The sequence below is a fragment of the Bacteroides sp. 43_46 genome (assembly GCF_001915455.1).
Taxonomy (GTDB): Bacteria; Bacteroidota; Bacteroidia; order Bacteroidales; family Bacteroidaceae; genus Bacteroides; species Bacteroides caccae.
In genome coordinates this window covers 80,865-93,717 of sequence record NZ_MNQN01000142.1, presented here as the reverse complement: position 1 = coordinate 93,717, position 12,853 = coordinate 80,865, and the positions used below count along the sequence as shown (strand labels likewise).

Sequence of the window (12,853 nt, the reverse complement as noted above, 5' to 3'; positions counted from 1 at the left end):
GAGATTATGCTTCTGAAGCTATATGATAAAAATAACAATCCGCAGGACTTACAACGGATTATCGACATTCTGAATGATGGCGGACTTATCATTTATCCTACTGATACGATGTACGCTATCGGCTGTCATGGACTGAAAGAGCGTGCTATCGAACGCATCTGCCGTATCAAGGAGATAGACCCACGTAAAAACAATCTGTCTATCATCTGCTATGACTTGAGTAGTATCAGCGAATATGCCAAGGTGGACAATAACGTCTTCAAACTTATGAAACATAATCTTCCGGGACCGTTTACTTTCATCCTGAACGGAACAAACCGACTGCCCAAAATCTTCCGTAACCGGAAAGAGGTAGGCATCCGTATGCCGGACAACAATATTATCCGGGAAATTGCCCGTCTGCTGGACGCTCCGATAATGACCACCACCTTGCCATACGATGAAGATGAGGATCTGGAATATATAACCGATCCCGAACTAATCGATGAAAAGTTTGGCGATATAGTGGATCTAGTTATTGACGGAGGTATCGGAGGAATAGAACCTTCAACGGTAGTAAAATGCACAGAGGATGAACCGGAAATTGTTCGTCAGGGAAAAGGTTGGTTAGAAGAAAGTTAGTTTCTTCGACAGAATTCATTACAAAATGGGCTGCTATCAATTCAACATTGATGCAGCCCATTATTTATAGAGTCTGTTCTATATTATTTAATCAAAGATTCCGGATCCAAATGACCAGCTTCAATGTCCTTGAAATAACGGTAAGTTCCTACTTTCAATTCTTCAGTCGCAGCATCATCACATACGATAATACCTTTTTCATGCATCTGCAATGCACTGATTGTCCACATCTGAGTGATAGAACCTTCTACGGCATGATACAGTGCACGGGCCTTGTTGTGTCCATTCACGATAATCATCACTTCTTTGGCAGAAAGAACAGTACCCACGCCTACTGTCAAAGCAGTTTTAGGCACTTTATTGATATCATTGTCAAAGAAACGAGAGTTAGCAATGATTGTATCCGTAGTCAATGTTTTCTGACGAGTACGTGAAGTCAATGAAGAACCCGGTTCATTGAAAGCGATATGTCCATCAGGACCAATACCACCCATGAACAAGTCGATACCGCCATAAGACTTAATCTTTTCTTCGTAACGTGCACATTCTGCATCCAGGTCAGGAGCATTGCCATTCAGGATATTCGTATTTTCAGCCTTGATATCAATATGACTGAAGAAGTTATTCCACATAAAAGAATAATAGCTTTCCGGATGTTCTTTCGGCAGTCCTACATATTCATCCATATTGAATGTTACTACATTCTGGAAGGAAACGATTCCTTTCTTATTCAGATCGATCAAAGCTTTGTACATGCCCAGAGGAGAAGATCCGGTAGGACAACCCAATACAAACGGTTTTTCAGGGGTTGGATTGGCAACTTTTATTTTTGCAGCAACGTAATGTGCAGCCCACTGAGATACGGACTGATAGTCCGGCTGAATAATAAGTCTCATAAGTCGATTGTTTTATAGGTTAGTTAATAAATTAATAATCTTATTCACTGTTTTAACGGTCTTTCTTCAAGCGCTCTGCCATGGCATGTGCCAGATTCTCGCATTGAGTGTAGGTAATATCCCTCATCGCCTGCTTCATCTCTACCGGATCGCCTACCAGTTCAAATTTACTCTTTTCTGCAAACTCTGCCATACGTTTCACCGCAGCACCTGCCCATGCGAAAGAACCGAAATAACCCAGATAACGTCCTTTCACCTCACGCACCAGAATCTTTGAAAGCAATGATTCTACCTCCGGGAAAATCTGATTGCTATATGTAGGAGAACCAATAATCAATCCCTTATAACGGAAAATATCTGCTATAATATAGGAAGGATGGCTCTTAGCAACATTATGCATTACGATATTCTTGATTCCTTGTGCAGAAAGTTCTTCGGCAATAGCCTCAGCCATTTGTTCTGTATTTCCATACATACTTCCGTATGCGATAACTACTCCCTCATCAGCGTCATAACGGCTCAAACGATCATATATACCGATCACTCTAGCTATATTTTCTGTCCACACCGGTCCATGAGTAGAACAAATAGCAGAAATAGGAAGTCCGCCAAGTTTCTGCAAAGCCTTTTGTACAGGACTTCCGTATTTACCTACGATATTAGAATAGTAACGAACCATTTCTCCCCAATACTTATCCAGATTAATACGGGTATCCAGAAAGCCACCGTCTACTGTACCGAAACATCCGAAGCCGTCGCCAGAGAAAAGAACTCCGTCAGTCTCATCAAATGTCATCATCGTTTCCGGCCAATGCACCATAGGGGTCATGTAAAAGCGCAGTTTATGGCGACCTAAAGCCAAAAAATCTCCGTCCTTCACCAGATATTGTTCCCCGGTCACACCGTAGAAACCTTCAATCATGCCGAATGTCTGCTTATTACCCACGATAATAATCTCCGGATAATGCTGTTTTATCAATCGGATAGATCCGGAATGGTCCGGTTCCATGTGATTTATTATTAAATAATTGATAGGACGTTCACCGATCACTTGCTTGATCTTACGCAGGTATACTTCAAAATAACAGATGTCTACTGTATCCACCAATGCCACCATTTCATCATCAATCAGATAAGAGTTATACGAAACTCCATAGGGCAACGGCCACATCGCTTCAAAACGGTGTTTATTACGGTCATTCACTCCCACGTAGTGGACATTTCCTTTAATTCTTGTTTTCTCCATTCTTCAACTTTATTAATTTCACTTTCACCACCGGCTTCCTCTAAAAAACAGGTAATTATTCAGTGGCAAATTTATCACCTGCAAAAATAATTCTTTTTTCCGAATCCCTGTACTTCTTCCCTTGATAAGCACCTCTTTCTTTCATTCTTTTTTGCAAACGTACTACAAATTCATAATTTTTCAATCCCCAGTCCGGAGCTATTAATAAATCTTTAGGAGATTGAGAGACAAAACGTTCTACAACCATATCCGGACGAAGATGTTCGACATAGTCAATCACCAGATCAATATATTCGTTTACCTCCGTGAACAGATGAAAATCCGCCGGGTTTATATCATATTCGTGCGCCATACGGGTCCCGCGAATCAACTGTAACTGATGAATTTTAAGAGTTGACAAAGGAAGGTCAGACAGGATTCCCGCTTGCGCCACCATAGCGTCAGATGTTTCTCCCGGAAGTCCTAGAATGATATGTCCGCCTACGAGAATGCCACAAGCAGCCGTCCGCCCGACAGTTTCTACGGTATCCTCATAAGTATGTCCGCGGTTTATGCGCTGCAAAGTTCTATCACAAGTACTCTCAATACCGTATTCTACCATTAGAAAAGCGTGTTTGTTCAATTCCTCCAGATAGCGCAACAACCCTTCCGGCATACAATCCGGACGAGTACCAATCACCAACCCCACTACGTCTTCTACTTCCAACGCTTCCTCATATTTACGTTTTAATCCTTCTAACTCTGCATATGTATTAGTATATGCCTGAAAATAGGCCAGATATTTCATTTCAGGATATTTACGGGCAAAGAAACATTTACCTTCCTCCAACTGAGCAGTGACCGACTTCTCTGTCCGGCAATAATCAGGATTAAAGGTCTGGTTATTACAATAGGTACAACCGCCCCACCCTTTCGTCCCGTCACGGTTAGGACAAGTGAAACCCGCGTTCAACGAAATCTTTTGTACTTTATAGGGAAAATACTTACGCAGAAAAGTTGGAAAATCATTATATAGAAGATGAGTTGACATATTCATTACTGTTCATTCATTATTTAATCTACAAACATAAGAAAAATTAGCGAGGTAAAAAAAGATGCCCCAAAATATCTTCAATATATTAAAATAATCATAAATACCATAAGATAAATTAATAAATATTGCAAAAGGAGAAACTATTTAACTAGATTTGTCTTGATTTTAGGCATTGACGGGAGGACACTTGTGAAAGTATTGTGCAATTTATTCCCCAATTATGATTTCATCTCACCATACCCCATGCAACTCACGTCAATAAAATAATCCTCTTTGTATTCTTTAACCAGAATATAAAGAGGATTTTATATGAGGATACTAAACAATAGTATATGTATGCTTATTTTTGATTAATAAATGAAAGTTTTATCTTCAGTCATAAAATCAGTTTTATAATCCCAGTCTTTCTTTCAATAATCTGTAACCGGAAAGGCTTACCCGGAGCTTAACCCCGTTTTTTAGTAATAATTGATATGTTTCTTTCCCAAACAGTTCAACCCGTGATATCTGTGTTACGTTGACAATAGTCGAACGATGAACACGAACAAATGTTTCAGGCGGCAGATGCGTTTCAAAATATTTCATAGTTTGTTCTTTCAGGTATTCTCCTGAAGGAGTGATTAACATCACATAATCACCACAAGCTTGTATGTAGATTAGTTCATCCGCTTTAATCAAATGAATACGTGAACCGTCTTTCACTGTGATTCGATCAATTAATCCAGCCGGAACTTCCACCGGTGCCTCAACTACCTGATGCGCAATCAGTTCTTTTTCAAGTTCCTGATTCAAAACTTCTTCTTTAGCGGTAATCAAACGATACCAAAGAGTTACCGCAATCAGAACCGGTAACTCGAACAATAACCGGAAAGGGATTGTCTGTGTAAAAGGGATATAGGATATACCTGCTATCCGTACCATACTATCACAAACCATAAAACAACCTGCCAGCCAAAGCAGACTTCCTACCACTATCATGATAATATCTGTCTGCAACAACGAAACGAGCCCGACAACATACCATGCCAGATAGGCTAAGGCAGCTAACCAACCCATCGTTGCTATCCCATCTACCAAGGCAGGAAGGTAATCAGCTCCGGTGTATAGGCAGACTAATGCTACCTGAGCCGCAACCAACACCAGCAAAAGCAGCAGTATCGGAATCCAACGATAAGGGTAATCTATAATTGGATGTGCTTTCATACACTAGTCTTTTATCTCCAGACCTCCAAAAGAAAGCGTACCTCGAACTACTAATATGCTCTCATAGTTAATATCCCCGTTATGCCAACGTTTATCATCACAGCCACCGAAGAAAGTATTACATTTGAATACTACTTTCCAATCGGAAGGAACATAAATCTCAACTCCTCCCCAGCTACAGTCCAGATCGATATAAGTTTCTCCCAACGCAATATGGGTATGACGCAAATCAATAACTGTACCCCCGAACGAAGTACGAACAATAGCTCCTTTGAATAGCTCATCAAGTACGACATGACGTGCCGCTCCCCAAACATTTTCCGAATGCAAAAAGCCATCGACAGACTCGCATTGTTGCTGTTCTTCTTTAAAGTTCATACCCAGACCTCTCCGTTTCATCCATTCCTTGCGATGATGTGCCATATGGCTATGAGACCAAGGCCCTCTTCTTCGGGATTTGAAAATCAACAAAACACCCGCTATTATCAAAGCAAGAGGCCAGACCATTGCCTGAGAATTCTCAGGCAACCATGAAAGCCCACCCAATAAGAAATAGACACCAATCAACAAAAGAATTATTCCTCCTACAAAATGGCGACGTATCATCGAATATATACCTAATATAATAAAAAGAGAATACCAGGATACTATCGTGCTAAACAATTCAGCAGTAATCCATCCCATATTGCGGGCAAACAGTAGTATCCCCGAAAGGATAAAAAGTGAAGCTACCAGATATTTACCGGAAAAGCCTGTAGCAGACAAAGTTTTTTGTTTCTCTTCCATTATTTCTATTATTAATTGATTAATGGTTCAAAGATACGCCATTTCTTTATGCTTTTACAGGCTTTTCTGCTGATTTACGGTCAATAATCCGATGAATACCGGATAAAAACCGATGAAACTTATCATAATACTCATTGTTTTACCTGCTTTCACAAGCAAATAGAACTAAGAAATCTAATCATTAAAAAACAATTATTTGGAATGACTTGCCGGAAAAGTATTCTCCACCAAGCCATTCAGATACACCTCTAGATTTGTATAAGCAGCACTCAAATTATACTTTGCCCCGTCAGACGCATCATTAGGATTTAAGCCTTTTGCTATTTCCCATCCGTCCGGTATACCGTCCTTGTCTGTATCGACAAGAGAAGAGGTTTCAGTTATATATTCGTCCCACTTTTCTATAGTATCCTCCTGACTGTCTATCAAACCATATCCACCACCTTTAGATGCATTAGTACTATAAGTACCATTAGCAGTTTCACTTACAATACGCCTATCAATCTTATCTCGCTCCGGAATGATATACTTATTATCCTTCCAGCCACATGTCCATGCCCCTGCATACGCCAGCACAGTTTCGTAAGCGTCTGTAGCAGATTGCATAAAACTGTAATCAGAAAGGATATCAATGCGCATGTCCAACAATAAGTCAGAAGATGTTCTTTCGTCATTCTTTACCTTGAATGCAGTAGAAGAAGTATTATTGGCGTTGGCGCTGGCAATCTCCTTCTGCTGTTCGCCTGACAAGTCCACACATGTATTGTCCATTATATTGCCATTCACATAAAAGTAACCAAATACTCCGGCATCTTGGGCATTCTTTCCATCATCTATATAAGCGGTGAAAAAACGTGCATGAGTTTTATCCTTGGCGGAAGCAGGACCTAGTTTATAATAGTTGTTCATAATATTGTAATAACCTCCCTGAGCTCCATAAGCACCTTCATTAGTCCAATTATAAATTACATTATTACATAAGTCCACCTTTTCCACATCTGCCCGATTCGAATAACGACTTCCACAAAGACGCGGAGTCCGATTACTGTGATGAGCCAACAAATTATGATGGAATGTGGCAGGTGAGCCACCCCATATTCCACCATAACCATGAGCCTCTTTTTCATGTATCGAATGCCACAAGCTTTCGCTGAGAATACACCACTGCATTGTAAAATTAGTATTCCCATAAAATGAGGCACATTCATCAGTGCTCCAACTCATGGAACAATGGTCAATAATAATATTCTGCTTTCCGGGATAATTATTCTGATAACCATTCATCGCATCATCCTCTATTCGTTTTTCATCTCCCATACGACAACGGAGGAAACGAATAATTACATTATTGGCATTCACCCGCAAAGTGTTGTCCTTCAAACAGATTCCCTTACCCGGAGCTGTTTGACCTGCAATAGTAATGTCATCGTTGGTGATAACTAGTTGTTTCTGCAATTCGATCACTCCTCCGACTGCAAAGACTATTGTACGTCTTCCCTTCTGCTGTATAGCATGACGTAAAGTACCCACCGCCCCATCATCAGCTAATGAAGTCACTATATATACAGTACCTCCCGCACCTCCTGTTGTATACTTTCCGGCACCATAAGCTCCCGGAAAAGCAACAATGGTGGTACGGTCGGGGGTAGGATATTCCGGTAGCCCCGATTCATCTGTCAACTGTTTTTCTGTTGCCTGTTCGAATGAACAGGCAACTACTCCCCCAAAAAAGAAAGCCGACAATATAATTCCCAATATATTTTCTTTATAAACCCAAATAACAAGTTGTCCTTTTATTAGTCTTTTCATGTTCCTGATAGTTTAAAGTGATTATCCTTTTTATTACGAACGAGTTCACCTCACAAAAGTATGGAAACAGAAATATACTCATGTGCAATATTTGTTTTTCACTTTGTATTTATTGTTGATTAATTATGGTTGAATTAAAAAAAAGACAAGTTTCAAATAACAATAAATACTATGCGAATAACAATTATTACACACGTAGCTACCTAAATATTCATACCTTTACGCCATTAAAACGAAAATCAGAATAAAGTTCCATATCAAAACAATAATCAACTAAAGAAAGAGCATGAATAAAAAACTACCGGCAGCACTGTGCATTTTACTCACTATACCTATAATGGTAAGTGCGACAACCTATATATCCATTGATATACAGGATAATAAAAGTGTCAATAATGAGAAGAAAGACTATCCGACCCCTGATCGAAACAAAATTATAGCTTTTCCCGGAGCAGATGGTGCCGGAAAGTATACAACAGGAGGTGCCGGAGGTACTGTATATATAGTGACTTCACTAGCCGATGACGGTTCCGAAGGAACTTTCCGTTGGGCTATCAACCAAAAAGGTACTCGCACAATCGTTTTTGCAGTAGACGGAATCATAGAGCTGCAAAAACCTCTGAGAGTCAACAATGGAGACCTAACCATTGCCGGACAAACAGCTCCAGGTGACGGTATCTGCCTAAAAAACTATACTTTCTCCATTCAAGCCGACAATGTAATTGTCCGTTTTATCCGCTCACGCATGGGAGTTGACATCAAACAAAAAGGAGACGACGCTATGAACGGCATCAAAAACCACCAAAATATTATCATTGACCACTGCTCCATGAGTTGGAGTACCGATGAATGCGCCACTTTTTATAATAATCGCAATTTCACTCTCCAATGGTGCATCATCAGCGAAAGCCTTGCCAACTCCATTCATGAAAAAGGAGCTCACGGCTATGGAGGCATTTGGGGAGGACAGACTGCAACTTTTCATCACAACTTATTGGCTCATCACACCAACCGTACTCCTCGTCTTTGCGGAAGCCGCTATACTGGTAAACCGGAAGAAGAAAAAGTTGATTTATTCAATAATGTAATCTATAATTATGGTAGTGACGGAGCTTATGCCGGCGAAGGAGGTTCCTACAATTTCATTAACAACTATTATAAACCGGGACCTTTCAGCGCTACAAAAGGTTCTTTTAAACGTTTGTTTACCGCATACGCCGACGATGGAACGAATAAGAATGAAGCCGGTGTCCACGGTATATTCTACTTTAATGGTAATTATATGGACCCTACTTGTTCCAAACTCACCGACAAACAAAAAGAAGCTCTTTACAAAGTGAACAGAGACAATACCTACGGACTGGTAATCAAGAAAGACTTTGCACCTGAAAAAAAGTTGTTGTCCTCTAAAGCTTTCAATATAGCCGAACGTACTTCCTTGCAATCTGCGAAAAAAGCATATAAAGACGTGCTCGAATATGCCGGTGCTTCGTATCGTCGTGACATAATAGACAAACGCATTGTAGAAGAAACCCGCAAAGGTAATTATACTTATGAAGGTTCCCACGGTAGCACCAACGGCATGATAGACCAGCCATCGGATGTAGGAGGATGGCCGGAATATAAATCGGAAGTAACTTTAGTCGATACCGATGGTGACGGTATGCCGGATGAATGGGAAAAGAAAAATAATTTGGATCCGAACGACCCTGCCGATGGTACTAAGTATAGTTTAAGTCCGGAATACACAAATCTGGAAGTATATATGAACAATCTGGTCAATCATTTATTCCCCACAAAGAAATAGAATTTTGACACATAACACTTCCAAACAGACACAGGAAAGCGGAAAGTATATAGCAATACTTCCGCTTTTTTGTTACTCAGAGGTGGAAAAACAATATTTCCCATGATAAAAACAATTATTGCACATAGATAGCGCTGTCGATGACTTATTTTTGCACAAACAAAGCCTTACAAGTAACCGAATGTTTATAATATTAACAATCTATATATTAAAAGAAAAATGATGTCTAAAAGAATGAAAAACATGCGAGTTTTACTGCTAATGATATTAGCAGTTTTTTCGCTAAGCGTATCAGCGCAGACTATTACCGCAACCGGTAATGTGAAAGATGCAACCGGAGATCCAATTATCGGTGCTTCCATCGTAGAAAAAGGAAATACCTCCAATGGTACGATTACCAATCTGAATGGTGATTTCTCTCTCAAAGTTCCTGCCAATGCCACTCTTATTGTTTCATACATCGGTATGAAGACACAAGAAATTGCAATCAAAGGAAAAAACAAAATCGACGTAACTTTGTCTGACGACACCAAAGCATTAGATGAAGTCGTTGTTATCGGCTATGGTACAGCCAAACGGAAAGATATCACAGGTTCCGTTGCTACGGTTAGTTCCGAAGTATTGAGCGCCGTTCCCGTAGCTTCGGCAACAGAAGCCTTGCAAGGTAAAATGGCGGGTGTACAAATCACCACTACCGAAGGTTCTCCTGACGCAGAAATGAAGATTCGCGTACGTGGTGGTGGTTCTATCACAGGTGACAATACTCCGCTGTTTATCGTAGACGGTTTCCCGGTAGAGTCTATCAGCGACATTCCTGCATCCGATATTGAGGATATGACTGTACTGAAAGATGCATCTTCTACAGCTATTTACGGTTCCCGCGGTGCAAACGGTGTAATTCTGGTAACGACTAAAAGCGGAAAGGAAGGAAAACTGAGTGTATCTTATAATACCTACTATTCCTGGAAAAAAATGGCAAAGACCTTGGAGACATTGAGCGCAACTGATTACGTAAAATGGCAAAGAGAATACGCCTTGTTGCGAGGTAATGAAAGCAAATTTACCAGTCTTTTCGGCAACTGGCAAGATGCAGACTTGTATGAAAACGCCCCAACCAATGACTGGCAAGACCAAGTATTCGGCCGTACAGGAAATACCTTCAATCATAGCTTGACAATTAGCGGTGGTTCGGACAAAACTAAATTCAACATGGGATATGCCCACATGAATGACAAAGCTATCATGCTGGGGTCTTCTTTCCGACGTGATAATTTAAGCTTAAAACTTAACCACAAGGTAAATGATAAAGTCAGCCTCGACTTCTCTATGCGTTATGCCAATACCACAGTAAACGGTGCAGGTGCCAATGAAAGCAAGAGTGAAGTATCTTCAGCCGACTCACGCATGAAGAACGTTATGATCTACCCGATGTTTAACTTTCCTGATTTGAGTGACAGTTATGACCCGGATTTTCAGTTGACAAACCCGATTACATCAGTATATGACACAGACCGCAAGCAGAACCGTCAGACTTTCAACATGAATGGAAGCTTTTCATGGGAAATCTTCAAGAACTTCAAGTTCAAAACAGAGTTCGGTCTGGACTGGTACTACAATACCGATAAGAAATATTATGGTCCAAGTACTTACAATGCACGTACCAACAGTTCCGATACAGAAGGTGTTCATCCGATGGCTTATTTTGCCGACACGCAGCGTAAGACTTTCCGCAATACCAATACAGTAAATTACAACTTCAAAGATATCATCAAGAATAAAGACCACAACCTGAATGTATTGGTTGGTGAAGAGACTATCAATAAAAAAAGTTCATTGAATGATGACCGTCTGAGCTTCTTTCCTGTCAGCTTTACTGCTTCTCAGGCTTGGGCCTTGTCTTCACAAGGTACTCCTTATAGTGTAGACAAATATACTAACGCAGACGACAACTTGCTTTCCTACTTCGGACGTGTCAATTACGATTTCCAAAGCAAATATTTGATTAGCGGTACATTCCGTGCCGATGGTTCTTCCAAATTCTCTAAAGGCAATCGTTGGGGATATTTCCCTTCAGCTGCCGTAGCATGGCGTATTTCCTCAGAAAAGTTCATGGAGAAGACCCAGAATTGGCTTGATGATTTGAAAATACGTTTTTCTTATGGTACCGCAGGTAATAACAATATTCCCGCCGACCAGACTTCTCCCGTATGGTCTTCCGGTTCTACTACTTGGCTCAATCAATTCCCTTCTTATTGGACAAGCGGCATTGCCTCAGGTCAAAGTGGTTCCTACGCATCCAATCCGGACTTGAAATGGGAAACGACCGTTACCCGTAACGTTGGTTTGGATTATACCTTATTCGGTGGCAAGCTGACCGGTAGCATCGAATATTATAAGAATACGACTAAAGATTTACTAATCGCATTCCCTGTTTCCGGTTCCGGTTATGACTACCAGTACCGCAACCTCGGTAAGACTGAGAACAAAGGTTTTGAAATATCTCTTACCTGGAACATCATCAGCAAGAAAAACTATGAGCTGAGCTTCAATGGTAACGTAGGTTTCAATAAAAACAAAGTAAAGAACCTGGGTACATTATCACAATATCCGGCATCATCCGGTTGGGCCTCAACACAGATTCAGGATGACTTCATCGTGAAACCAGGCCATTCAGTAGGTGAGATCTACGGATATGTAACTGCCGGACGTTATGAAGTAAGTGACTTTGAAGACTATTATGCCAGCGGTGAAAAATGGGTATTGAAACAAGATGTAGCAAACAATGCAGGTGTTATCGGTGCCAGTTATCTCCGTCCGGGTGCCTTAAAACTGAAGAATATAGACGACAGTGACAATGTCATTGATGAAAAAGACCGTACCGTTATCGGTAATACCAATCCTAAAGCCAGTGGTGGTTTCGCCCTTTCAGGTCGCGTATATGGTTTTGATTTGAGTGCAAACTTCACTTACAGTATCGGTAATGACGTTTATAATGCCAATAAGATTGAATATACTTCGTCCTATCAATACTATTACCGTAACATGATCGACATTATGGCCGAAGGCAAACGTTGGACAAACCTTGACGCCAACGGAAACTTGGTAAACGATCCCGCACAGTTGGCTGCATTAAACGCCAATACTATCATGTGGTCACCCTATACCAGTTATGTATTGACCGACTGGGCTGTTGAAGATGGCTCCTTCCTACGTCTGTCTACATTAACAGTAGGTTATACTCTACCGCAGTCCCTGACTAGAAAAGTGGGTATTAACAATTTGCGTTTCTACGCCACATGTTATAATGTATTTTGTCTGACCGGTTATTCAGGCTTCGACCCTGAAGTTTCCACCCGAAACAAAACAGCTCTTACTCCGGGAGTAGACTACTCTGCATACCCGAAGAGCCGCCAGTTTGTAATAGGTCTTAACTTAAACTTCTAAAACGAAAA

9 protein-coding genes are annotated in these 12,853 nt (G+C 40.7%); 3 read left to right on the top strand and 6 right to left on the bottom strand.

The features are described 5' to 3' along the window. Nucleotides 1-6 precede the first annotated feature (6 nt). A complete protein-coding gene (locus BHV72_RS18665) occupies nucleotides 7-621 on the top strand; it encodes an L-threonylcarbamoyladenylate synthase (RefSeq protein WP_005679916.1) in 615 nt (204 codons plus the stop codon). A gap of 83 nt (nucleotides 622-704) precedes the next feature. Here the strand turns inward: BHV72_RS18665 and nagB are convergent, their stop codons facing one another. The 6 genes from nagB to BHV72_RS18635 form a co-directional block, all read right to left on the bottom strand. Continuing rightward, nucleotides 705-1,517 carry a glucosamine-6-phosphate deaminase gene (gene nagB, locus BHV72_RS18660; RefSeq protein ID WP_122264484.1) on the bottom strand — a complete coding sequence of 271 codons (813 nt, stop codon included), beginning with the start codon at nucleotides 1,515-1,517 and terminating at the stop codon, nucleotides 705-707. Nucleotides 1,518-1,569: 52 nt separating this feature from the next. Next, nucleotides 1,570-2,763: an FprA family A-type flavoprotein gene (locus BHV72_RS18655; protein WP_005677243.1), complete on the bottom strand. Its 1,194-nt coding sequence runs from the start codon at nucleotides 2,761-2,763 to the stop codon at nucleotides 1,570-1,572. Nucleotides 2,764-2,818: 55 nt separating this feature from the next. Continuing rightward, nucleotides 2,819-3,799, bottom strand: coding sequence for a tRNA modification radical SAM protein MnmL/YtqA (mnmL, locus tag BHV72_RS18650; protein ID WP_022041745.1), 981 nt, complete (start codon nucleotides 3,797-3,799; stop codon nucleotides 2,819-2,821). A 387-nt stretch (nucleotides 3,800-4,186) separates the two neighbouring features. Further along, a complete protein-coding gene (locus BHV72_RS18645; RefSeq protein WP_286857448.1) occupies nucleotides 4,187-4,999 on the bottom strand; it encodes a LytTR family DNA-binding domain-containing protein in 813 nt (270 codons plus the stop codon). A gap of 3 nt (nucleotides 5,000-5,002) precedes the next feature. Then, nucleotides 5,003-5,785: a LiaF transmembrane domain-containing protein gene (locus BHV72_RS18640; RefSeq protein WP_005679911.1), complete on the bottom strand. Its 783-nt coding sequence runs from the start codon at nucleotides 5,783-5,785 to the stop codon at nucleotides 5,003-5,005. A gap of 192 nt (nucleotides 5,786-5,977) precedes the next feature. Next, entirely contained in the window at nucleotides 5,978-7,594 is a 1,617-nt protein-coding gene (locus BHV72_RS18635) for a pectate lyase (RefSeq protein ID WP_286857444.1), read from the bottom strand. A 286-nt stretch (nucleotides 7,595-7,880) separates the two neighbouring features. Between BHV72_RS18635 and BHV72_RS18630 the strand changes: the two genes are divergently transcribed. Beyond that, nucleotides 7,881-9,401 (top strand): hypothetical protein, encoded by a 1,521-nt coding sequence (locus tag BHV72_RS18630; RefSeq protein ID WP_022041741.1) that lies wholly within the window; start codon nucleotides 7,881-7,883, stop codon nucleotides 9,399-9,401. A gap of 222 nt (nucleotides 9,402-9,623) precedes the next feature. Then, nucleotides 9,624-12,845, top strand: a complete 3,222-nt coding sequence (locus BHV72_RS18625) for a SusC/RagA family TonB-linked outer membrane protein (protein ID WP_286857461.1) — start codon at nucleotides 9,624-9,626, stop codon at nucleotides 12,843-12,845. The last annotated feature ends 8 nt before the right edge of the window (nucleotides 12,846-12,853 follow it).

Coding starts and splice junctions, on each gene's coding strand:
- BHV72_RS18665 (WP_005679916.1), top strand. CDS start 7: ATGCTTCTGAAGCTATATGATAAAAATAACAATCCGCAGGACTTACAA.
- nagB (WP_122264484.1), bottom strand. CDS start 1,517: ATGAGACTTATTATTCAGCCGGACTATCAGTCCGTATCTCAGTGGGCT.
- BHV72_RS18655 (WP_005677243.1), bottom strand. CDS start 2,763: ATGGAGAAAACAAGAATTAAAGGAAATGTCCACTACGTGGGAGTGAAT.
- mnmL (WP_022041745.1), bottom strand. CDS start 3,799: ATGAATATGTCAACTCATCTTCTATATAATGATTTTCCAACTTTTCTG.
- BHV72_RS18645 (WP_286857448.1), bottom strand. CDS start 4,999: ATGAAAGCACATCCAATTATAGATTACCCTTATCGTTGGATTCCGATA.
- BHV72_RS18640 (WP_005679911.1), bottom strand. CDS start 5,785: ATGGAAGAGAAACAAAAAACTTTGTCTGCTACAGGCTTTTCCGGTAAA.
- BHV72_RS18635 (WP_286857444.1), bottom strand. CDS start 7,594: ATGAAAAGACTAATAAAAGGACAACTTGTTATTTGGGTTTATAAAGAA.
- BHV72_RS18630 (WP_022041741.1), top strand. CDS start 7,881: ATGAATAAAAAACTACCGGCAGCACTGTGCATTTTACTCACTATACCT.
- BHV72_RS18625 (WP_286857461.1), top strand. CDS start 9,624: ATGTCTAAAAGAATGAAAAACATGCGAGTTTTACTGCTAATGATATTA.